This is a genomic window from Mycobacterium sp. HM-7 (genome assembly GCF_053852335.1).
Genome location: NZ_CM132657.1, coordinates 584,656 through 606,425, shown reverse-complemented (window position 1 = coordinate 606,425; position 21,770 = coordinate 584,656). Strand labels below are relative to the sequence as shown.

The 21,770-nt window shown below is 67.6% G+C and carries 23 protein-coding genes; 10 read left to right on the top strand and 13 right to left on the bottom strand.

Features of this window, described 5'->3' with window-relative positions; all coding sequences use genetic code 11:
- Positions 1-101: 101 nt before the first annotated feature.
- Positions 102-1,454 (top strand): DoxX family protein, encoded by a 1,353-nt coding sequence (locus ACWW1C_RS02805; RefSeq protein ID WP_455982025.1) that lies wholly within the window; start codon positions 102-104, stop codon positions 1,452-1,454.
- Positions 1,455-1,457: 3 nt separating this feature from the next.
- Here the strand turns inward: ACWW1C_RS02805 and ACWW1C_RS02800 are convergent, their stop codons facing one another.
- The 3 genes from ACWW1C_RS02800 to ACWW1C_RS02790 are packed head-to-tail and all read right to left on the bottom strand — an operon-like array spanning position 1,458 to position 4,654.
- The gene (locus ACWW1C_RS02800) at positions 1,458-1,838 is read right to left on the bottom strand and encodes a sterol carrier family protein (protein WP_455982024.1); all 381 of its coding nucleotides are present in this window, start codon (positions 1,836-1,838) and stop codon (positions 1,458-1,460) included.
- Between the two features lie 53 nt (positions 1,839-1,891).
- Positions 1,892-4,180 (bottom strand): phosphoribosylformylglycinamidine synthase subunit PurL, encoded by a 2,289-nt coding sequence (purL, locus tag ACWW1C_RS02795; RefSeq protein ID WP_455982023.1) that lies wholly within the window; start codon positions 4,178-4,180, stop codon positions 1,892-1,894.
- A 51-nt stretch (positions 4,181-4,231) separates the two neighbouring features.
- Complete coding sequence (locus ACWW1C_RS02790; RefSeq protein WP_455982022.1) at positions 4,232-4,654, bottom strand: DoxX family protein; 423 nt, start codon at positions 4,652-4,654, stop codon at positions 4,232-4,234.
- A gap of 136 nt (positions 4,655-4,790) precedes the next feature.
- Between ACWW1C_RS02790 and ACWW1C_RS02785 the strand changes: the two genes are divergently transcribed.
- Positions 4,791-4,961: a hypothetical protein gene (locus ACWW1C_RS02785; protein ID WP_455982021.1), complete on the top strand. Its 171-nt coding sequence runs from the start codon at positions 4,791-4,793 to the stop codon at positions 4,959-4,961.
- A gap of 4 nt (positions 4,962-4,965) precedes the next feature.
- Here the strand turns inward: ACWW1C_RS02785 and ACWW1C_RS02780 are convergent, their stop codons facing one another.
- Together ACWW1C_RS02780 and ACWW1C_RS02775 are read right to left on the bottom strand one after the other, a co-directional pair.
- Positions 4,966-5,319, bottom strand: coding sequence for a VOC family protein (locus tag ACWW1C_RS02780; protein ID WP_455982020.1), 354 nt, complete (start codon positions 5,317-5,319; stop codon positions 4,966-4,968).
- A gap of 14 nt (positions 5,320-5,333) precedes the next feature.
- The gene (locus ACWW1C_RS02775) at positions 5,334-6,617 is read right to left on the bottom strand and encodes a M18 family aminopeptidase (RefSeq protein ID WP_455982019.1); all 1,284 of its coding nucleotides are present in this window, start codon (positions 6,615-6,617) and stop codon (positions 5,334-5,336) included.
- Positions 6,618-6,668: 51 nt separating this feature from the next.
- On the opposite strand from ACWW1C_RS02775, the gene ACWW1C_RS02770 reads away from it, so the two are divergent.
- Together ACWW1C_RS02770 and ACWW1C_RS02765 are read left to right on the top strand one after the other, a co-directional pair.
- On the top strand, positions 6,669-7,679 hold the full coding sequence (locus tag ACWW1C_RS02770; RefSeq protein ID WP_455982018.1) for a Dyp-type peroxidase: 1,011 nt from the start codon (positions 6,669-6,671) through the stop codon (positions 7,677-7,679).
- Complete coding sequence (locus tag ACWW1C_RS02765) at positions 7,676-8,473, top strand: family 1 encapsulin nanocompartment shell protein (RefSeq protein ID WP_455982017.1); 798 nt, start codon at positions 7,676-7,678, stop codon at positions 8,471-8,473. Before ACWW1C_RS02770 ends, ACWW1C_RS02765 begins: the two co-directional genes overlap by 4 nt.
- Positions 8,474-8,544: 71 nt before the next feature.
- Here ACWW1C_RS02765 and purQ read toward each other — a convergent pair whose 3' ends face one another.
- Together purQ and purS are read right to left on the bottom strand one after the other, a co-directional pair.
- Complete coding sequence (purQ, locus tag ACWW1C_RS02760; RefSeq protein ID WP_455982016.1) at positions 8,545-9,219, bottom strand: phosphoribosylformylglycinamidine synthase subunit PurQ; 675 nt, start codon at positions 9,217-9,219, stop codon at positions 8,545-8,547.
- Positions 9,216-9,455 (bottom strand): phosphoribosylformylglycinamidine synthase subunit PurS, encoded by a 240-nt coding sequence (purS, locus tag ACWW1C_RS02755; protein ID WP_455982015.1) that lies wholly within the window; start codon positions 9,453-9,455, stop codon positions 9,216-9,218. The genes purQ and purS overlap by 4 nt, the downstream gene beginning before the upstream one ends.
- A gap of 112 nt (positions 9,456-9,567) precedes the next feature.
- Between purS and ACWW1C_RS02750 the strand changes: the two genes are divergently transcribed.
- Together ACWW1C_RS02750 and ACWW1C_RS02745 are read left to right on the top strand one after the other, a co-directional pair.
- Positions 9,568-10,230: an MBL fold metallo-hydrolase gene (locus ACWW1C_RS02750; protein ID WP_455982014.1), complete on the top strand. Its 663-nt coding sequence runs from the start codon at positions 9,568-9,570 to the stop codon at positions 10,228-10,230.
- Between the two features lie 2 nt (positions 10,231-10,232).
- Complete coding sequence (locus ACWW1C_RS02745) at positions 10,233-10,841, top strand: PA-phosphatase (RefSeq protein ID WP_455982013.1); 609 nt, start codon at positions 10,233-10,235, stop codon at positions 10,839-10,841.
- Positions 10,842-10,844: 3 nt separating this feature from the next.
- On the opposite strand, the gene ACWW1C_RS02740 is transcribed toward ACWW1C_RS02745, so the two are convergent.
- The 3 genes from ACWW1C_RS02740 to ACWW1C_RS02730 all read right to left on the bottom strand — a co-directional run bounded on the left by ACWW1C_RS02740 (position 10,845) and on the right by ACWW1C_RS02730 (position 14,094).
- Positions 10,845-12,533, bottom strand: a complete 1,689-nt coding sequence (locus ACWW1C_RS02740; RefSeq protein WP_455982012.1) for an FAD-binding dehydrogenase — start codon at positions 12,531-12,533, stop codon at positions 10,845-10,847.
- Positions 12,534-12,582: 49 nt separating this feature from the next.
- Positions 12,583-13,287 carry a DUF2334 domain-containing protein gene (locus ACWW1C_RS02735; protein WP_455982011.1) on the bottom strand — a complete coding sequence of 235 codons (705 nt, stop codon included), beginning with the start codon at positions 13,285-13,287 and terminating at the stop codon, positions 12,583-12,585.
- Positions 13,288-13,542: 255 nt separating this feature from the next.
- Positions 13,543-14,094 (bottom strand): TetR/AcrR family transcriptional regulator, encoded by a 552-nt coding sequence (locus ACWW1C_RS02730; RefSeq protein ID WP_455982010.1) that lies wholly within the window; start codon positions 14,092-14,094, stop codon positions 13,543-13,545.
- 79 nt (positions 14,095-14,173) lie between these two features.
- Between ACWW1C_RS02730 and ACWW1C_RS02725 the strand changes: the two genes are divergently transcribed.
- Complete coding sequence (locus ACWW1C_RS02725; RefSeq protein WP_455982009.1) at positions 14,174-14,620, top strand: DoxX family protein; 447 nt, start codon at positions 14,174-14,176, stop codon at positions 14,618-14,620.
- Here the strand turns inward: ACWW1C_RS02725 and ACWW1C_RS02720 are convergent.
- Both ACWW1C_RS02720 and ACWW1C_RS02715 read right to left on the bottom strand, forming a co-directional pair.
- Entirely contained in the window at positions 14,549-16,711 is a 2,163-nt protein-coding gene (locus ACWW1C_RS02720; RefSeq protein ID WP_455982008.1) for a S9 family peptidase, read from the bottom strand. The genes ACWW1C_RS02725 and ACWW1C_RS02720 overlap by 72 nt on opposite strands.
- Positions 16,708-17,607, bottom strand: a complete 900-nt coding sequence (locus ACWW1C_RS02715) for a phosphoribosylaminoimidazolesuccinocarboxamide synthase (RefSeq protein ID WP_455982007.1) — start codon at positions 17,605-17,607, stop codon at positions 16,708-16,710. Before ACWW1C_RS02715 ends, ACWW1C_RS02720 begins: the two co-directional genes overlap by 4 nt.
- Positions 17,608-17,637: 30 nt before the next feature.
- Here ACWW1C_RS02715 and ACWW1C_RS02710 point away from each other — a divergent pair, with 30 nt between their 5' ends.
- The 3 genes from ACWW1C_RS02710 (at position 17,638) to ACWW1C_RS02700 (ending at position 20,427) form a co-directional block, all read left to right on the top strand.
- Complete coding sequence (locus ACWW1C_RS02710; protein ID WP_455982006.1) at positions 17,638-18,267, top strand: hypothetical protein; 630 nt, start codon at positions 17,638-17,640, stop codon at positions 18,265-18,267.
- 401 nt (positions 18,268-18,668) lie between these two features.
- Entirely contained in the window at positions 18,669-19,532 is an 864-nt protein-coding gene (locus tag ACWW1C_RS02705) for a cyclopropane mycolic acid synthase family methyltransferase (protein ID WP_455982005.1), read from the top strand.
- A gap of 10 nt (positions 19,533-19,542) precedes the next feature.
- Complete coding sequence (locus ACWW1C_RS02700; RefSeq protein ID WP_455982004.1) at positions 19,543-20,427, top strand: cyclopropane mycolic acid synthase family methyltransferase; 885 nt, start codon at positions 19,543-19,545, stop codon at positions 20,425-20,427.
- A gap of 53 nt (positions 20,428-20,480) precedes the next feature.
- Here ACWW1C_RS02700 and ACWW1C_RS02695 read toward each other — a convergent pair whose 3' ends face one another.
- Complete coding sequence (locus ACWW1C_RS02695) at positions 20,481-21,698, bottom strand: geranylgeranyl reductase family protein (protein WP_455982003.1); 1,218 nt, start codon at positions 21,696-21,698, stop codon at positions 20,481-20,483.
- Positions 21,699-21,770: the final 72 nt, after the last annotated feature.

The window sequence follows — 21,770 nt, the reverse complement described above, 5'->3', positions numbered from 1 at the left end:
CGCACCCGTCGGGCTCATCCCGAGCCCGGCCGCCGTGCCGCGACCGGCTTCGCACCCGGCCTCCACCCGTCTCATCAGCCCACTTCAATCCAGCTGTTTATATGGATTTCATGGTCAGTCAATTATCCGAGAGTCCCGGTACCGACGTCCCAGATTCGGTCGCCGCCGACTCGACCCGGCCATGGCCGACCGTGACGAAGATCGCATTCAGATTCTGCTTTCTGTACTTCGGCTTGTTCTGTTTGCTGTTCGCGCAGATCACCTTTGCCTTCTTCGGGATCGTGGGCGAGTGGCTGCCGAAACTCGCGGTGATGTGGCAGATGACCGTGCTGGGCCCGCCGCTGAAGTGGGTCGGCCGCGAGGTCTTCGGGGTCGACGCGGTGCTGCACCAGGATTCCGGCAGCGGCGATCAGACCGTGGTTTGGGTAATGGTGTTCACCCTGGCGGTCGTCGCGGCCGTCGGGACCGCGGTGTGGACGCTGGCGGACCGGCGACGGCCCGACTACGCCCGGCTGTCGGCCTGGTTCCTGACGTTCGTGCGGTTGTGCGTCGCCGGCCAGATGCTGTTCTACGGGTTCGCCAAACTGGTGCCGACACAGATGCCGTCGCCGCCGCCGTCCGCGTTGCTGCGGTCCTTCGGTGACCTCAGCCCGGCCTCGGTGCTGTGGCTACAGGTGGGCAGCTCGCATCCGTATGAGATGACGCTCGGCGCCGTCGAGGTACTGGCCGGGTTGCTGATGTTCCTGCCGCGCACCGCGACCCTGGGCACGCTGCTCGGGCTGGCCAGCATGGCCCAGGTCTTCCTGCTGAACATGACCTTCGATGTGCCGGTCAAGGTCCTGTCCGGACATCTGCTGCTGATGAGCCTGGTGTTGCTCGCCCCGCAACTGCGCCGGTTGACGAACCTGTTTGTCCTGCAACGCCCCTCGGAGCCGGTCACCCAACCCGCATTGTTCAGCTCCGAGCGGGCCAATCGTCGAGCCGCCACCGCGCAGGCCGTGCTGGGTCTGTGGGTGCTGGCCGGATGCGTCCTCGGTAGCTGGCAGGCATGGCACGCCTACGGCGGCGGCAAAGCCAAGCCCGAGCTGTACGGAATCTGGTCGGTCCGCGAGTTCAGGGTGGACGGCCAACCGGTGCCGCCGCTGACGACCGATCAAACCCGTTGGCAACGCGTAGTTTTCGAAACGGACGGCGCGCTGACGTATCAGCGGATGAACGGCGAACTGGTGGATGCGCCCGCCACCGTCAAGTCCGACACCATCACGGCGACCGAACCCGGCGGCGCGGCGCTGGCCGAGCTGAAGGTGTCACGGCCGTCGGCCCACCAGCTGCAACTGACCGGCACGCTGCACGGCCGTCCGGTACAGATCGCCCTCGATCAGGTCGACCTCGACCAATTCACTCTGCGCAACAGGGGCTTTCACTGGATTCAGGAATACCCGTTCTTCAAGTGAGCGCTACAGGTCGACCAGCGGAAGCCAGCGCTCGATCTCCCGGGCCCGCGAGCCCGACAGCTCGACAGCACCGGTCGCGTCGTCGAGGGACAACAGCCCGGTGGCCAGCAGCAGCCAGGTGCGGGGGTCGGTCTCGACCACGTTGGGCGGGTTGCCGCGGGTGTGGCTGAGCCCCGAAATGCACTGCACGGCAACGTAAGGCGGGATGCGAACCTCGACGCTGGCGCCGGGGGCGACGGCGGCCAGGGTGCGCGCGGTCAGCCGGACGGCGTCTGCGATCGCGGCGCGCGGCGGCGCTTCGGTTTGGTCGTCACGCAGCCACTCGGCGACGCGCAGCGCGGCGGCCCGGGTCGTGGCCGGGTCGGGCGCCTTGCGCGTCACCATCTCAGTGATTTGTGCACGATTTTCCGCGCCGGGCGCGGATTTTCGTGCACAGATCACTCATGCGAGAACAGGGCGGGCAGCACGCTCTCGGAGGTGCGCCGCAGCTCGTCCAGCGTGACGCTGAACTGACCCTGCACCTCGACCGAGTCGCTGCCCGGGTCGACGACGCCGATGCGGACGGCCGGCAGCTCACGGGCCTCGCACATGGCCATGAAGCGGCTCTCCTCGGTGCGCGGCACCGCGACCAGCACTCGGCCGGACGACTCGGAGAACAGCTGCACGAACGCATCGGAGTTCTCGGGAAGCAGGACCCGGCAACCGGTTTCGCCCGCCAGCGCGGCTTCCACGACGGCCTGGATGAGCCCGCCTTCGGACAGGTCGTGGGCGGCCGAGATGAGGCCGTCACGCGAACCGGCGGTCAGCACCTCGGACAGCAGCTGCTCGCGCTTGAGGTCCACGCGAGGTGGCACGCCACCGAGGTGGTCGGCGGTGACCTGCGCCCAGACGGAGCCGTCGAACTCGTCGTAGGTGTCGCCGAGCAGGATCAGGGTTTCGCCGGGTTCCAGGCCGATGCCGGTCGGAATGCGGCGACGCACGTCGTCCATGACGCCGAGCACGCCCACCACCGGGGTCGGCAGGATGGCCGTCGAGCCGGTCTGGTTGTAGAAGCTGACGTTGCCGCCGGTGACCGGAATGCCAAGGGCCGCACAGCCGTCCGCGAGGCCGCGCACGGCCTGCGAGAACTGCCACATGACGCCCGGGTCCTCGGGAGAACCGAAGTTGAGGCAGTTGGTGACGGCGACCGGCGTCGCGCCGGTGACGGCGACATTGCGGAAGGCCTCGGCCAGCGCCAGCTGCGCACCGGTGTACGGGTCCAGCTGGGTGTAGCGGCCCGACGCGTCGGTCGAGACCGCGATGCCGCGGCCGGTGGCCTCGTCGATGCGCAGCACGCCGCCGTCGGCGTGCTCGGCCAGGACGGTGTTGCCGCGGACGTAGCGGTCGTACTGCTCGGTGATGAACGCCCGGCTGCACAGGTGCGGGCTGCCGAGGAGCTGCAGCAGGGTGGCGCGCAGTTCGTCGCCGGTCTTCGGCCGGGGCAGGTTGGCCGTGGTGTCGGCGATCAGCGCGTCCTGGGTGTCGGGGCGCGCCACGGGACGTTTGTACACCGGGCCTTCGTGGGCGACGGTGCGCGGCGGAACGTCGACGACGGTCTCGCCGTGCCAGCTGATCTTCAGCCGATCGCCGTCGGTGACCTCACCGATGACGGTGGCCAGCACGTCCCACTTGCGGCAGACGGCCATGAACGCGTCGACGTTCTCCGGCGTGACGACCGCGCACATGCGCTCCTGCGACTCGCTGGAGAGCACCTCGGCCGGGGTCATACCGGTCGCGCGCAGCGGCACCTGGTCCAGGTCGATGTGCATGCCACCGTCGCCGGCCGATGCCAATTCGGAAGTGGCACAGGACAAGCCGGCGCCGCCGAGGTCCTGGATGCCGACCACGAGGTGCGCGGCGTACAGCTCCAAGCAGCACTCGATGAGCACCTTCTCGGTGAAGGGGTCGCCCACCTGAACGGACGGCAGCTTCTTGCGGCCGGCGCCGGACTCATCGCCGGAGAAGGTGTCCGAGGCCAGCACGGACACGCCGCCGATGCCGTCCAGGCCGGTGCGGGCGCCGAACAGGATGATCTTGTTACCGGTGCCGGACGCGAACGCCAGGTGCAGGTCCTCGACGCGCAGCGCACCCACGCAGAGGGCGTTCACCAGCGGGTTGCCGGCGTAGGACGGGTCGAAGATGGTCTCGCCGCCGATGTTCGGCAGGCCCAGCGAGTTGCCGTAGCCACCGACGCCGCGCACGACGCCGTCGAGCACGCGGCGGGTGTCGGGCGCGTCGGCCGCACCGAAGCGCAGCTGATCCATGACGGCGACCGGGCGGGCGCCCATGGCCATGATGTCGCGCACGATGCCGCCGACGCCGGTCGCCGCACCCTGGTAGGGCTCGACGTACGACGGGTGGTTGTGCGACTCGACCTTGAAGGTGACGGCCCAGCCATCACCGATGTCGACGACGCCGGCGTTCTCGCCGATACCGGCCAGCATGCCGGCGCGCATCTCGTCGGTGGTGGTCTCACCGAAGTAGCGCAGATGCACCTTGGAGGACTTGTACGAGCAGTGCTCGCTCCACATCACCGAGTACATGGCGAGTTCGGCGTCGGTGGGCCGACGGCCGAGGATCTCGCGGATGCGCTGGTACTCGTCATCCTTGAGACCGAGCTCGCGATACGGCTGCGGCTGATCGGGCGTGGTAGTCGCGTTATTGACGGTATCGACCGAGGACGTCACGCAGAGAGTCTACCGTTGCCGATCTGGCCGGCCCGCCACGGCGAACGCCGGCTACTCGTTCCCGCCGACCAGCACCTTCAGCAGGGTGGGACGCCGCAAGATGAGGGCGGCCCAGATCAGCAACCCGAACGCCACCGCGAAGACCACCGGGAACCACGCCTCGTGGTGCATGTCGATGGTCACCGCACCGCCGAGGTAAGCCGTCAGCCCGACTGCACCCAGCACGGCGGTGCGCGGGATCACCCACACGATGATGCAGGCCAGCAGCACCCATCCGATGATGTACGTCTCGTAGGGCGGGAAGCCGAGGCCCTCGGTCGCGGTGCGCGCGAACTCCAACCCGAGAATCTTTGGGATGGCGTCGGCCAGCAGGAACAGCAGGATGATGGCACTCAGCCCGAGGCCGACCTTCTCCGGCGTCGTGCGGTCGGCGATTGCGGCCCGTGATTTCGCTACGTCCTTGGCGTCGGCCATGGCGGACTCCGTTCTCGGTCGTTGGTTTAACACTATGTCAACCGGCGCGAGCCCGGGAACTCATCGCGAGTGCACTCACAGCCGGCAGCTAAGTAGCACCCACCCCGGCCTTAACCAGCAGATTTAGCGTGGCCGGATGAGACTCAACCTTGGCCTCAACCGGGGTGCACTCGCGGTGTTCGCCGTGATCGCGACCCTGGTGTGTATCTGTGCCGGCGCGATCGTCGTCGCGTCCAAGGCGTGGCACTCGGCCTCAGAACCGTTCGTCTCGACCGGCGTCGAACTGGTCGAGCAGGGCGGCCAGTAGCGCGTCAGGCCGCGCCGGCGATGCAGAACGCGTTGCCCTCGGGGTCGGCCAGCACCACCCAGCGCGCCACCTCACCGAAGGCGTGCCGCTCGGTTTCGGTCGCACCGGCGGCCTTGAGGCGCGCGAGCTCGGGCTCGATATCGCCTTCCAGATGGAAGTCCAGGTGCAGCCGGTTCTTGCCGGGCGTCGGGTCGTCGACCTGTTGGAAGCCCAGGTTCGGTCCGTCGTCCAAGTTGACGACGAAGAACTCCCCCGGCATCAGGGTGTGCACCTCGCCGCCGAACTGCGCGGCCCACCAGTCTGCGAGCGCCTGCGCGTCGGTGCAGTCGAATGTGACCATCTCCACTTTGAGTGCCATGGCCCGACTGTAGGTCAGGACGGTGACAAGAACGCCTGCAGCGCAGCGGTATAGGCCGGCACGTCGAGCGCGCCCATCACCTCGCGAGCTGAGTGCATGGCCAGCTGCGCGGCGCCGACGTCGACGGTCGGAATGCCGGTGCGCGCGGCCGTCATCGGGCCGATGGTGGATCCGCACGGCAGATCCGCGCGGTGCTCGTACCGCTGCAACGGCACCCCGGCCTGGGCACAGGCCAGCGCGAACGCCGCGGCGGTCCGGCCGTCGGTGGCATACCGAAGGTTGGGCTGCACCTTGAGCACCGGGCCGGCGTTGACCTCGATGAGGTGACCCGGCTCGTGTCGCTCCGGGTAGTTCGGGTGGGTGGCGTGCGCCATGTCGCCGGAGGCCACCATCGACCCGGCCAGCCGGCGCAGCAGGTCTTCGCGCGTCCCGCCGGCCGCCAGGACGATGCGCTCGAGCACCGTCGGCAGCAGGTCGGACTGCGCGCCGTGGTCGGACGTCGACCCGACCTCTTCGTGGTCGAACAAAGCGAGCACCGGTACATGCCGCGCGCCATCGGCGGCCAGGAACGCCTCCAGCCCCGCGTAGCAGGTGCCCTGGTTGTCCAGCCGCGGTGCGCTGACGAGCTCGCTGTCGGCGCCGATCAGGCGGGACGGCGCCAGGTCGTGCGTCATCAGGTCGGCGGCCAGCACCGCGGCGCCGTCGACCCCCGCGTGCTCGGCGACATAGGCGACGAAATCACGGCTGCCCGTCCCCACCCCCCACACCGCGTTGACGTGCCGCTGCGGGTCGAGGGTGACGCCCTTGCGGTCCTCGGACAGGTGGATGGCCAGCTGCGGCACCCGCAGGATCGGGTCGTCGATCCGGACCAGGACGTCCTCGACGAGGTTGCCGCGCCGCACCGAGAGCCGGCCGCTGATGCCGAGGTCGCGGTCCAGCCAGGAGTTGAGCCACGCCCCGCCGTACGGCTCCAGCGCCACCACCTGCCAGCCGCTGACGAACCGGTCGGGGTGCTGTTTGACCCGCAGGTTGGGACTGTCGGTGTGGCCGCCGACGATGCGGAACGGGTTGGCCGCGTCCGTTGCCTTCCACGCCACCAGAGAGCCGGCCCGCACCGTGAAGTACTTACCCGGGTCGGCGCCCGATGCGCCGCCCGCGGCGGAAGGCCAGGCATCGGTCTCGGCGAGTTCGGTGAAGCCGGCGGCGGTCAAGCGGGCCGCCACCGTCACGCACACGTGAAACGGCGAGGGCGACGCGTCGATGAACCCGCAGAGGCCCGCGGCAGTAGCTCCGGTCATGAGGCCATCATCACCCGGAAATCCGCGACGGTTGCCGCTAGGGTCGGATTCGTGTGTCCCGCACGGCCTCAGCCCGTACTCACGACTTTGACGTCCGCCGCGATCTTTCTCATCGCCACCATCGATGAGGGTGCCGAGCCCAAAGTGCACGAAGCGCTCTCCGGGCTGTCTGGACTGGTTCGGGCAGTTGGATTCCGCACGCCCGCAAGCCGTCTGAGCCTGGTCGCCGGGATCGGCTCGGAGGCCTGGGATCGCTTGTTCAGTGGGCCGCGGCCGGCCGGACTGCACCGGTTCCCCGAATTGCAGGGTGCACGTCACCACGCGCCGTCGACCCAGGGCGACCTGCTGTTCCACATCCGGGCCGACGCCATGGACGTGTGTTTCGAGCTCGCGAACCAGATTCTGAAGTCGCTCGACGGCGCGGTGACCGTGATCGACGAAGTACACGGATTCAAGTTCTTCGAGAATCGCGACCTGTTGGGTTTCGTCGACGGGACCGAAAACCCGAACGGCCCGGACGCCGTGGTCGCGGCGCAGGTCGGTGACGAGGATCCCGAATTCGCCGGTGGCAGTTACGTTCACGTGCAGAAATACCTGCACGACATGACGTCGTGGGAATCGCTCAGCGTCACCGAGCAGGAACGGGTGATCGGCCGCAGCAAGCTCGAGGACATCGAGATGGCCGACGACGTCAAGCCGCCGAACTCGCACCTGGCGCTCAACGTGATCGAAGACGACGACGGCAACCAACTGCAGATCGTGCGGGCCAACATGCCGTTCGGCCGCGTCGGCTCAGGGGAATTCGGCACGTACTACATCGCCTACTCTGCTGATCCGGAGGTCACCGAACGGATGCTCCGGAACATGTTCATCGGCGATCCACCGGGCAACACCGATCGCATCCTGGATTTCTCCACCGCGGTCACGGGCGTGTTGTTCTTCACTCCCACAGTGGATTTCCTCGACGCGCCCCCGCCCCTGCCGGCGACGCCCGTTGCAGCCGCAGCACCCGAGCACGTCAGCCCCTTGTCCATCGGCAGTCTGAAAGGTCAACCGCAATGAACAACCTGTACCGCGATCTCGCTCCGATCACCGCGGCCGCTTGGGCCCAGATCGAGGAGGAGGCCGCCCGGACGTTCAAGCGGCACATCGCCGGCCGTCGGGTCGTCGACGTGAGCGAACCGGGCGGGCCGACGACGGCCGCCGTCAGCACCGGCCACCTGGTCGACGTCACCGCACCAGCCGACGGTGTCGTGGCGCACCTTCGGGAGGCGCGGCCGCTGGTCCGGCTGCGGGTGCCGTTCACGGTGACGCGCACGGCAGTCGACGACGTCGAGCGGGGCGCCCAGGACTCCGACTGGGATCCGGTCAAGGAAGCCGCCAAGAAGCTCGCGTTCTCAGAGGACCGGGCGATCTTCGAGGGCTACCCCGCAGCGCAGATCGAGGGCATCCGGGCCGCCAGTTCCAACCCCGCGCTGGCGCTGCCCAGCGACCCGCGCGGCTACCCGGACGTGATCTCGCAGGCGCTGTCGGAGTTGCGCCTGGCCGGTGTGGACGGGCCGTATTCGGTGCTGCTGTCGGCGGACGCCTACACCAAGGTCAGCGAGACCACCGAGCACGGCTACCCGCTGCTCGAGCACCTCAACCGACTGGTCGACGGTGAGATCATCTGGGCGCCCGCCATCGACGGCGCGTTCGTATTGTCCACGCGCGGAGGCGATTTCGATCTGCAACTGGGCACCGACGTGACCATCGGCTACCTGTCCCACGATGCCGAGACGGTGCAGCTGTATCTGCAGGAGACGCTGACGTTCCTCTGCTACACCGCCGAGGCGTCGGTCGCGCTCGACAGCTGAGCCGTTCGTTGATCCTGCGCTGAGGGTGCGAGTCACTCGCACTTCTGCGCCCTCAGCGCGGGGTCAACGAATCAGGCGCTCAGGACCGCGTCGAGCGCCGAGAAGAAGATGCCCAGCCCGTCGTCGGACGGGCCGGTGAGAGCTTCGGTGGCGTGCTCGGGGTGCGGCATCAGGCCGACGACGCGGCCGTTGGCCGAGCTGATCCCGGCGATCGAGCGCATCGAGCCGTTCATGTTGTCGCGGTAGCGGAACACCACGCGGCCGTCGCCCTCGAGTTCGTCGAGCACGCTCTCCGATGCGACGTACCGGCCTTCGCCCGACTTCAGGGGGATCAGGATGTCGGCGCCGGCGTCGTAGCGGCTGCTCCACGCGGTCGACGTGGCGGTGACCTCGAGCCACACGTCGCGGCAGATGAAGTGCAGACCCTCGTTGCGGGTCAACGCGCCCGGCAGCAGCCCGGCCTCGCACAGCACCTGGAAGCCGTTGCAGATACCCAGCACGGGCATGCCCTTGCCGGCCGCTTCGACGACCGACGTCATCACCGGCGCGAACTTGGCGATGGCGCCGCAGCGCAGGTAGTCACCGTACGAGAAGCCGCCGGGGACGATGACGGCGTCGACACCCTTCAGGTCGGGATCGGCGTGCCAGAGGCTGACAGCCTCGGCCCCCACCGCCCCGACGGCCCGTGCGGCATCGACGTCGTCGAGCGTGCCGGGGAAGGTGATGACACCGACCTTGGTGGTCATGCGTTCTCCCGGTGCACCGAGAAGTCCTCGATCACGGTGTTGGCCAACAGCGTCTCGGCGAGGTGCTCCAGCGTCTCGTCGGACACGGTGTCGTCGACCTCGAGCTCGAACCGCTTGCCCTGCCGGACGTCGGACACTCCGGTGATCCCGAGGCGCCCCAGCGCTCCCACAATCGCCTGGCCTTGCGGGTCCAGGATCTCGGCCTTGGGCATCACGTGCACAACGACGCGGGCCACGCGCGCTCCTTTGTTCGGGTCGGATTGCTCGACTGGGCGAGCGCAGCGACGGGAATATGCAGAGTTACTCTACCGGCGCCCTCGTCAGCCGCGATGCCCGCACAATGGACTGATGGAGCTGACGCACTTCGGACATTCCTGCCTGTTGGCCCGATTTTTGGCCGACGGTGCCACCGGGAGCCAGGCGACGACCGTCCTGTTCGACCCGGGCAACTTCTCGCACGGGTTCGAAGGCATCACCGGGCTGGACGCCATCCTGATCACCCATCAGCACCCCGACCACGCGGATCCGGCCCGGCTTCCGGCCCTGGTCGAGGCGAATCCGCAGGCCAAGCTGTACGCCGACCCGATGACCGCGGCACAGCTGGGCGGCCCGTGGCAGGCGGTGCACGTCGGTGACACCCTGTCGATCGGCCACCTGACGGTGCGCGGCGCGGGGGGCAAGCACGCCGTGATCCACCCGGACATTCCGATCATCGACAACATCTCGTACCTGGTCGGTGATGCTGGTCACGCGGCCCGCCTGATGCATCCCGGCGACGCGTTGTTCGTGCCGGATGAGCCCGTGGAGGTGCTGGCGGCGCCGGCCGCCGCGCCGTGGATGAAGATCGCCGAGGCCGTCGACTTCCTGCGTGCGGTCGCGCCGCAGCACGCGGTGCCCATCCATCAGGGCGTCGTCGCCGAACAAGCCAAGGGCATCTATTACGGGCGGCTCGATGAGATGACCGGCACCGACTTCCGGGTGCTCACGCCCGAGCAGGAGACACGGTTCTGAGCATGCGGCGGTTCCTGGTGTGGTGGCCCTTGGTGGGGTTCACCGCGACGATCGTGCTGGGCCTGGCGGTCAGGTCGGGGGATTCTGCCGTGGATCGATGGTTCATGGCGACCTCGCACGAACTGCTCGGCCAGCACCCGTACTGGATGCTGCTGCTGAACCGCGTCAAGGTGCTGGTGCCCCTCTACCTGGTGGCGATAGGCATCCCGCTGTGGCGCCGCGAATGGCGGCTGGCCACCGTTGCCGCGCTGTGCCCGATCATCTCGATCATCGGCGCCAAGGTGCTGAAGGTGCTGTTCGGCCGGCCCTGGTACGGCGAGAATCTGGCATATCCCAGCGGTCACACCACCGTGGCGATCACGGTCGCGGCCATGCTGGTGCTCGCGATCGGGATTCACCCGTGGAGCGTCGCCCTCGCCGTGATCGGCGCCGCCATCCCCTCGATAGGCATGGCCAGCAACAGCTTCCACTACTTCACCGACATCATCGGCGGCACGCTCTATGCGACGTCGATGGTGTGCCTGGCCGTCTTGGCCGCGGGGCCACAGGCGTTGCACCATTCGCAAACCAGGGGCGCCTCCCACTGGGGAAGCGGAAGCATTCGGCGGTAGAACTCAGCCGACGGCGCGGGCGGCAGCACGCCCGGCCGCGCGGCCCGAGAAGATGCAACCGCCCAGGAAAGTGCCCTCCAGCGCCCGGTAGCCGTGCACCCCGCCGCCACCGAAACCGGCCGCCTCGCCCGCTGCGTACAGCCCGTCGAGCACCGCGCCCTCCGGTGTCAGCACCCGGGAATCGAGGTCGGTGTGCAAGCCGCCCAACGACTTTCGGGTCAGGATGTGCAGCTTGACGGCGATCATCGGGCCGGCCTTGGGGTCGGTGAGCCGGTGCGGTCCAGCAATGCGGGCCAGCCGGTCCGGCAGGTAGGAGCGCGCGGCGCGGTAAGCGACGGTCTGGCCGTCGCTGGTGAGCTTGCTGGTCATCTCCTTGTCGCGGGCGGCGACCTCGGCCTCGACGATCGCGTAGTCCAGCGGTTCGACGTCGGGCACCTTGTTCATGGCGGAAACCAAGTCGCGCAACGTGTTCGCCGACACGAAGTCCACCCCCTTGTCGACGAAGGCCCGGACCGGGGCGGGGCCACCACCCCGGCTACGCCCCAGCACTTCCCGCAGGTTCTTGCCGGTGAGGTCGGGGTTCTGCTCCTGGCCGGACAGGCCGAACTCCTTGGCGATGATGCTCTGGTCGAGCACGAACCACGTGTAGTCGTAACCGGTTTGGCAGATGTACTCCAGCGTGCCCAGGGTGTCGTAGCCCGGGTACAGCGGGTCGGGCAGGCGCTTGCCGGTGGCGTCCAGCCACAGCGACGACGGCCCGGGCAGGATGCGGATACCGTGCAGCGGCCAGACCGGGTCGTAGTTCGTGATGCCCTCGGTGTAGTGCCACATCCGGTCGTTGTTGATGACGCTCGCGCCGGCGGCCTCACTGATGCCGAGCATGCGGCCGTCGACGTGTGCGGGCACACCGGACAGCAGCTGGCCGGGCACGCGGCCCATGCGCTTGGGCCAGTTCTGCCGCACCAGGTCGTGGTTGCCACCGATACCGCCGCTGGCGACGATCACCGCCTGCGCCCGGAATTCGAACTCCCCCACGGTGTTACGTGACGAGGCTGCACCACGGGCAGCGGTCGACGGTTCCAACACCGCGCCACGCACGCCGCTGACGGCACCGCCGCTCCCACCACTGACGGCACCGCCGCTCCCACCACTGACGGCACCGCCGTCGACGATCAGCTCGTCGACCCGATGCCGGTGCGCGAACCGCACTTTCGGGTGCCCGACGACGCGCCTGGCGAACACGTCGACCAGCGCCGGTCCGGTGCCCCAGGTGATATGGAAACGCGGCACCGAGTTGCCAGGCCCCTTGCCGTCCCAGCCGCCGCGTTCGGCCCAGCCCACCAACGCGAACGTCTGCAGGCCCCGCTCGCGCAGCCAGCGGCGCTTCTCGCCGGCGGCGAAGTCGACGTAGGCGCGCGCCCACTGCTCGGGCCAGTGGTCCTCGTTGCGGTCGAATCCCGCTGTGCGCAGCCAATCCTCCAGCGCCCGCTCGTAGCTGTCACGGATGCCGACCCGTCGCTGTTCGGCGCTGTCGACGAAGAACAGTCCCCCGAACGACCAGAACGCCTGGCCACCGATGTTGGCCTCGTTCTCCTGGTCGACGATCAGAACCGACCGGCCCCGCTCGAGCAGTTCAGCGGCGGCGACCAGTCCGGCCAGTCCAGCCCCCACGACGATGACGTCAGCGTCCATGGCGCCACGCTAGCGTCCCCTCGCGGTTGGCGAGTCAGATGGCTCAGGTTCAGGCTGCCTCGTTCAACGCTGGGTCCGGGGCCCACTCGTAGGCCGCGGGAGCGCAGCGGTGCATCAGCGAAAGGTCGATGGCGTCGAGCATCGCCTGCCGCGGCCCGGTGCGCCGCAGTTGGCCGGCCGCCACAGCCAGGCGGACGGTTCCGCCACGCCGGGCGGTGCGCTCGGCGGCGAGTACCAGGGTGCGACACCACCAGGGTTCGGTGAGAAACCCCTCGCCGATGCCGAAGACCCGGGACCGCAGCGTCGTCGACCGCACCAGATCGGTGATGCCACTGTCGCCGGCCAGCAGCCGGAAACCATTGCGCGGCAATGCCGTCACGGTGCCCTGTGACGCCGTCCAGCCGGGCGCCGCGAACAAGCGGGTGCGCAGGCCGAGGTGTTCGAGCACCCGGTCCGCGCCCATGAGCCGCAGGTTGGCCTCGTGGGCGGGCAGCGCGGCGAACTCGCCACGGCGCTTCTTGCTGGCCGCTTCGTCGAACCCGTGCAGGACGAGCGCGGCACCGCCGGCACGGCGCGCCGTCAGCCAGTCCACCGTGGTGGCGTCGCGATCCAGCCGGTACCCGCCCTTGAGGCGCGGGGCGACCAGCAGCGACGCCGGTATCTGCCGGGCTTCGAGTTCGGCGCAGAAGTCCGCGACATCGCCCAGCGTGCGGTCCCGGATGCCCGAGATCGAGACGATCAGTTGACCAGCCATGTAAGCAGTGTGACAACGTCAGGTGTCCCGATGGTTGCCGTGACATTGGTGCCACCTGAACACTGCCCCTCGTTAACACCGCCCCTCCTCGGCCCCTCCTCGGCGCGAGCGGCCGTGTTTGTACGGCAACACACCGCAGTTCGTGTGCAGAAAGGTGTCGCTCGAGGCTGCCGAGCGGCCCCGTTTTGTACACCTGTGCCGGCGTGTTGCCGTGCAGACACGGCCGCTCGCGGGAGGTGGGGGCTAGCCGGAGAACTAGCCGGAGAAGAGGATCCGGGCGATGCGTTCGGCGGTGTCGACGGGGTCGGTGTCGGCGACCGTGCCGTTGAGCGTCAGCAGCGCGAAGCCGTGCACCAGCGACCAGGCGGCCAGCGCCGCGCCTTCGGGGTCGTTCTGCGCGTTGGGGTCAGCCAGGGTCGCGACCCCGCCCGCAAGTTCTGCGGCGGCCTCCGCCTCGGCGGCGCACAGCGTCGGGTCGGCCGCGTCGTACAGCAACTTGTCGAACATGACGGCGTAGTGGCCGGGATGGTCGAGGGCGAACTGCACGTATGCCCTTGCCGCGTCGGCGAATTCGGGTTTGGCATCGTGGAGGGCTGCGGCCAGCAGCGTGAAGCCCTCCGTCGCGAGCGCGGTGAACAATCCACGCCGATCGGTGAAGTGGTGTGCCGGTGCCGCGTGCGATACCCCGGCGGCGCGGGCCAACTCGCGCAAGGAGATGCCGGCTGCGCCGCGTTCGGCGACGAGCGCAGCCGCCTGTCCCAGGATGACGGCCTTCAGGTCGCCATGGTGGTAGCTCTCCCTGGCCATGGCCGCATCCTATCTTGACAGCGCCTAGTTCAACGCTATCCTCAATCTAGACATCGACTAGATCATGGAGGCACAGCCCGTGGCCGTTCTTCTCGTTCTCGTTCTGGGCAGCCTGGGCGCCCGCGTCGCAGGGTGGCTCGGAGTCGGCTACGTCAACAGTTGGCCGAGCGCCATCGCGTTCGGCTTGGCCCTGATGTTCTTCATGACCGGCGTCGCGCACTTCACCCCGGGCATGCGGCGGGACATGAGCGCGATCGTCCCACCCCGGCTACCCTCGCCCGAACTGCTGGTGACGGTCACTGGCGTGCTGGAACTGCTCGGCGCGGTCGGGCTGTTGTTCCCGCCCACCCGCGTCGCCGCGGCGATCTGCCTGTTTCTGTTGATGCTGGCCATGTTTCCGGCCAACATCTACGCATCGCAGATGCCCGACACCCCGCCGTCCATGACGGCGAACCTATGCGTGCGCTCCGTCCAGGAGGTCGTCTACCTGGCCGCTGCCATATTTGTCGCGGTCCGCGGTGGCTAGCACCCAGGCGTACTGGAACGCGGCTTCCTTCCAGCGTTCGTAGCGCCCACTGGTGCCACCGTGCCCAGCGGCCATCTCGGTCTTGAGCAGCACGGGATGGTCGTCGGTCTTGGTACTGCGCAGGGCAGCAACCCATTTCGCCGGTTCGACGTAGTACACCCGGGTGTCGTTCAGTGACGTCATCGCCAGGATCGCCGGGTAGTCCTGTGCCGTGACGTTCTCGTACGGCGTGTAGGACTTCATGTACTCGTAGACGTCCTTGTCCGCCAACGGATTACCCCACTCGTCCCACTCGGTGACGGTGAGCGGCAGCGACGGATCGAGGATGGTGGTCAGCGCGTCGACGAACGGCACCTGCGCCAGGATGCCCGCGAACAGCTGAGGTGCCATGTTGGCCACCGCACCCATCAGAAGACCACCGGCACTGCCGCCGAGGGCCACCAGGTTCTCCGGCCGGGTGACTCCGGTGGCGATCAGATGCTCTGCCGCACTGATGAAGTCGGTGAAGGTGTTCTTCTTCTCCAACAGCTTGCCGTGCTCGTACCACCCGCGCCCCAGCTCGCCGCCGCCACGCACGTGGGCGATGACGAACACCACGCCGCGGTCCAACAGCGACAGCCGCGCAATCGAGAAGCGCGGGTCCTCGCAGGACTCGTAGGCGCCGTAGCCGTACAGCAGGGCCGGCGCCGGGGCCGGCGCGCCGGCCCGCTGGATGATCGACAGTGGCACCTTGGTGCCGTCGGCGGCGACGGCCCAGTCGCGACGCTCCAGGTAGTCCTCGGGACGGTAGTCACCGAGAACCGGCTGCTCGCGCAACAGGATTCGTTCGCCGGTGGCCAGATCGAGGTCATAGATCCGGACCGGGATGACGAACGACGTCGCACCCACCCGCAGCCGCGGAGACGACCAGTTCGGGTTGCCCGACAGGCCGACCGACATCAGCTCCGATTCGAATGTGATGTCCTGGGTTTGCCCGTAGTTGCCCGAATAATCGAAGGGCCACAACTGGATTCGCGGCAATGCTTCGCTGCGGTAGCTGACCACCAACTGGTCGGCGAACGCGTCGACACCGTCGAGGCGGACGTCGTCGCGGTGGGGAATGAGCGTGCGGGCGTCGGTCAAGTCCGTCAGCGGGACGTCGGCCACCGGCACGTCCACCAGCGTGAAGTTCTCGGCACCGTCGTTGTGCAGGATCAGGAAGCGGTCGTCGCCGCCGATCACCGCGTGTTCGACGGAATACTCCACAGAGTCCTTGCGCGGAAACACCACTGCGAACTCGGCCTTGGCGTCGCCCGCGTCGGCGTAGCGCACCTCGGAGGTCACGGCACTGCCCGCGGCGATGAAGACGTACTTGTCGCTCCGGGTGCGGCCGACGCCGACCCAGAAGCGCTCGTCGGATTCGTGGTACACCTTCTCGCCGGGCAGCCCAGAACCCAGTCGGTGCCGCCAGACGGTGTCCGGCCGCCAGGCCTCGTCGACGGTGACGTAGTAGAGCGTCCGGTTGTCGGCCGCCCAGGTGCCGCCGGCGCCGATGCCGGTGATCCGGTCGTCGTATAGCTCGCCGGTGCGCAAGTCCTTGAACTTCAACGTGTATCGCTCGTCGCCGACGGTGTCGACGGAGTACGCGAGGATGTTGGCGTCGACGCTGACGGTGGCCGCGCCGAGCGAGAAGAAGTCGTGGCCCTCGGCCTCGACGTTCTCGTCCAGCAGCACCTGCTCGCCGGGGACCTCGGTGTGCTCATCGAGCTGCGGCGGGGTCCAGTCGTCGGCATCGCTGATGGGGCACCGGCAGTGCACGCTGTACTGCTTGCCCTCGAAGCTGCGGGCGTAGTACCACCAGTCGCCGCGGCGGGTCGGCACCGAGAGGTCCGTTTCTTTGGTGCGGGCCTTGATCTCGTCGAAGATCTTCTGCCGCAACGGTTCCAGCGGCGCGGTGATCTCCTCGGTGTAGGCGTTCTCCGCATTCAGGAGCGCGAGCACCTCGGGATCGTTCTTGTCGCGCATCCACTCGTAGGGGTCGACGAACACGTCGCCGTGGTGTTCGCGGCGGTGTTCGACCTTCTTGGCGACGGGCGGCGTGCTCATGCTCATGCACCGACCCAATCCGCGAACCGACGACCCGAAATGCGTTCGTACGCTTCGATGTACCGCGCCCGGGTGGCTTCGACGATGTCGTCGGGCAAGGCCGGCGGCGGGGTGTCGCCGGCGCGGTCCCAGCCGGAGTCCGGCCCGGTCAGCCAGTTCCGGACGAACTGTTTGTCAAAGCTCGGCTGCACCACGCCTTCGGTGTAGCCATCCACCGGCCAGTAGCGCGACGAGTCCGGCGTCAGCACCTCGTCGGCCAGCACCAGCCCGCCGTCGGCGTCGACCCCGAACTCGAATTTGGTGTCCGCCAAGATGATTCCCTTGGTCAGAGCGTGCGCGGCGGCCGCACTGTAGACCTTCAGGGTCTCGTCGCGCAGCTGCGCGGCCCGCTCTTCACCGACCAGCTTCACGACGGCGTCGAAGGCGATGTTCTCGTCGTGCGCGCCGATCTCGGCCTTGGTCGCCGGCGTGAACAATGGCTCGCCGAACCTGCTGGCCTCCGTCAGCCCCTCGGGCAGGTCGATGCCGCACACCTGGCCCGTCTTGCGGTAGTCGATGAGCCCCGAACCCGTCAGGTACCCGCGCGCCACACACTCGACCGGCATCATTTCGAGGCTGCGCACCACCAGGGCGCGGCCCAACACCTCGGCGGGGATGCGCTCGTCGTCGGCGGGGCCCGCCAGGTGGTTGGCGGTGCCCAGCTGCTCCGCCAGGTAGTCGAAGAAGAACACGCTCATCGCGGTGAGGATGCGGCCCTTGTCCGGAATCTCGCTGTCCAGGACGTAGTCGAAAGCCGAGATCCGGTCCGAGGCGACGAACAGCAGGTGATCGTCGTCAATGCGGTACAGATCGCGGACCTTACCGCTGGTCAGGTGCCGGTAGTCGGATAAAGCTGGGCGCATCGGACCACCCTATCTGTTGGGATGGACGGCATGAGTTCGCGCTACGTGCCCTACGCCCGGACACCGGGCCGGTTGTTCGCCCAGCTGACCAGCGACGTTGTCGCGCTGGTGTGGTTCGTCATCTGGATCTCGGTCGGCGTCGCGGTCCACAGCGCCATCGCCACCATCGCCGACGTCGGGCGCCAGGTGCACGACGGTGCCGACGGCGTCGCCGGCAGCCTGGCCTCTGCCGGCCACAACGCCGACGGAATTCCTCTGATCGGGAAAGCTTTCGGGGCTCCGTTACGGTCGGCCGGCAGCGCCGCGACCGACATCGCGGGCGCCGGTGACAGCCTCCACAGCACCGCCGGCTGGCTGGCGTGGGTGCTCGCGCTGGCGGTCGCGCTGCCGCCGATCCTCGCGGTGGCCATGCCGTGGCTGGTGCTGCGGATCAGGTTCTTCCGGCGCAAGTGGACGGCGGTGACGTTGGCGTCGACCGACGCCGGCGAACAGCTGCTCGCTCTGCGGGCCCTGGCGAACCGGCCGTTGGCCAAGCTCACCGAGGTCTCCGACGACCCCGTCACCGCGTGGCGCACCCACGACACCATCGCGATCCGGAAACTCGCGGCGCTGGAGTTGCGATCGGCCGGCCTGCGCCCCGCGCGCGCCAAGCCGCAGTGACGGACGGGTGCCGGACCCGGCCGACATTCGCTGGGCGTTTGCTCTTGCGTTGCCGCTGAGTCGTTGATTCACTGGTACACCGTCGGCAACATCTTGCAGGAATTCTCTGGCTGATCGCTCCAGAAGCGTGGGCGCCGCCGGACCGCGGATTCCTGCTCAACCGCTCGCTGCTCTGCCGATCGCTGTCCCAACCGATCGCCCCAGCAGCTCCGCACCCATCGATTTCGGTATCCGACCTATCCACCTGAAGCCTGGCAACGAATTCCAGTCGTCGGATCCGTTGAACCAAGCCCGCCCCGCATACGTGTCGTGAACATCGCACCGCGTAGTGCGCGTGGCCGTGGTTGGTCGCTGCGGTGCACGACCAGTGCGCGGCGCCGAAATGCCAGGAAAGGAAAACCATGGCAGGAAAACTCAAACCGCATTTCGCGGATGTCCAGGCCCACTACGACCTATCGGACGATTTCTTCCGGCTGTTTCTGGATCCCACCCAGACCTACAGCTGCGCGTTCTTCGAGCGCGACGACATGACGCTGGAGCAGGCTCAGTTGGCGAAGATCGACCTCGCGCTGGGCAAGCTGGGCCTCGAGCCCGGCATGACGCTGCTCGACGTCGGCTGCGGCTGGGGCGCCACCATGCGTCGCGCAATCGAGAAGTACGACGTGAATGCCGTAGGGCTGACACTCTCCAAGAATCAGGCTGCGCACGTCAATCAGTTGTTTGCCGACATGCCCACCACGCGCTCACGGCGGGTGCTGTTGGAAGGCTGGGAACAGTACAGCCAGCCGGCGGACCGCATCGTGTCGATCGGGGCGTTCGAGCACTTCGGCCATGACCGCTATCCGGCGTTCTTCCAGATGGCCTACGACGCGCTGCCGTCCGACGGGGTCATGCTGCTCCACACCATCTGCGGCATCAACCCGAACCAGGCGGCGGAGCTCGGGATTCCCCTGACCTTCGAGCTGGCCAGGTTCATCAAATTCATCATCACCGAGATCTTCCCGGGCGGCCGGTTACCGTCGATCGAGATGGTCTGTGACCAGGCCGAGGCAACCGGATTCCGGGTCACCCGGGTGCAATCGCTGCAGCCGCACTACGCACGAACGCTGGACCTGTGGGCCGAGGCGCTGGAGGCACACCGCGATGAAGCGATCGCGGTGCAGTCCGTGGAGGTCTACGACCGCTACATGAAATATCTGACGGGTTGCGCGGACATGTTCCGCCGTCGCCAAGTCGACATCAATCAGTTCACCCTGGAGAAGTGAGCCGCGACAAATGTCATCTGGTTCCCAAGACGAACTCCGCCCCCACTTCGAAGAAGTACAAGCCCACTACGACCTGTCCGACGAATTCTTCGGCCTGTTCCAGGATCCGTCGCGCACCTACAGCTGCGCGTATTTCGAACCCGAGACCTTGACCCTGGAAGAGGCGCAGATCGCGAAGATCGACCTCAACCTCGACAAACTCGGACTCACGCCCGGGATGACGCTATTGGACATCGGCTGCGGCTGGGGCGCCACCGCCAAGCGCGCCGTCGAGAAATACGACGTCAACATCATCGGACTCACCCTGTCGAAGAATCAACAGGCCTTCACCCAGCAACTCCTGGACGACATCGACACCGACCGAACCCGACGGGTACTGCTGCACGGCTGGGAAGAGTTCGACGAACCCGTCGACCGGATCGTGTCCATCGAGGCCTTCGAACATTTCGGTTTCGACCGGTACCCGGATTTCTTCAAGAACTGCTTCGAAATTCTGCCCGCCGACGGCCGGATGACGATTCAGAGCAGTGTCGGCTACCACCCGTACCAACTGAACGCGGACGGAAAGAAAGTCACCTTCGAAACCGCGCGATTCATCAAATTCATGGTCACCGAAATCTTCCCCGGCGGCCGGATTCCGACCACGGACATGATGATCGAGCACGGTGAACAAGCCGGATTCGAGGTTCCCGAAGCGATCTCACTGCGCCCGCACTACATCCGGACGCTCAACATGTGGGGCAACGCACTGCAGGCCAACCACGCGAAAGCTGTTGAAGTCCAATCAGAACAGGTGTACCAGCGGTTCATGAGATACCTGCGCGGCTGCGAACGCTACTTCACCGAAGGCATCCTCGACGTCACCCTCGCCACATACCGCAAACCCGCGGCATAGTTGTCGCACCGCCGATGTGCTCCCGGTCCCCTGGACCGGGAGCACATCGGCGATCACGCCCCAGAACCGGGCACTCCCGTATCCGCGCTCGGAAGGCGCCCGGGGTCGGACCATTGTTCCCAGAAGAGCAGCCTGGCGCGGGCCGAAGGGTTGCTGACCGCGTCGAGCGCGCGTAGCCCGACGCCCGCTATCGCCGGCACTCCGACCAGCCGATGGAACCAGCGGCCCCGGCGATACTCCTTGCCCCACGCGTCCTCGATCCGCTGGGTGTAGTTGGTGAAATCGTCTGGGCCACCATTGATCAGCGCGGCGACCGCGCATTCACCAGCAGCCAAGCCAGACTGCAGTGCCTTGGAGATGCCCGCACCCGACGCCGGTCGTGCGGCGCCCAGCGCGTCACCGGCGAACAGCACACCGGGGCGCCACGGGGGCCAGGCGGTGAAGCCCATGGGAAGTCGCCACGCCCGAACGGCTTTCGCCGCCATCAACTCACCGATCGACGGCAATTGCCATTCGGCAGGCAGGCCGGCGAGAAACTCGCCCAGCAGCTGAGTGGCGTTGATCTGCTGCCACTTCTGGTAACTGTTCACGTAGCCCAGACCGACATTGACCCGACCGCCGCCGAGCGGAAACACCCAGCCATAGCCGGGCAATTGGTCTCCCCGAAATTTCAGCTGCAAGTGGACGTCGAGGGAGTCGACGTCCGGGCGACAGGCGGTCATCTCCGCCCGGATCGCGATGGCGGCGTAGCCGTTGTAGGGCGAGGTGATCTTCAGCGCCCGCTTGATCGGCGAATGGGCACCGTCAGCCGCGATCACGGCGTCGGCGGCGACCCGTTCACCGCTCTTGAGCACCACGCCCGCGACTCGCCCGCCGTCCGCAACGATGGGTCCGGCCACCTCGGCGCCGCGGCGCACCTCGGCCCCGCAGAACTCGGCCCGGTCGAGCAGCATCAGGTCCAGATCGAGTCGGCGCGCCACGTGACCGTGGTGAGGCATGCCGGGGCGGTCGGGAAATGCCAGGTCCCATCGACTCGGGCTGAAGACCGTCGCGCGATTCACTCGATGAAACTTCGCGACCTGGTCGGCCAATCCCATCTTCTGGATGTAGCTGACCGCCCGGGGTGTCAGCCCATCACCACACGGCTTGTCGCGCGGGAAGTCCGCCTTGTCGAACACCAGTACCCGAGCGCCGGCCTGCGCGGCCTGCCACGCGGCCGCCGACCCCGCCGGGCCGCCGCCCACGATCACGACGTCATAGCTGGATGTCATCGGCACACTCGCGGCAATCGCGTAATACGTTGGCCGGCAATAGTTCTTCGCCTTGTGTCAGTGCAGTCCACC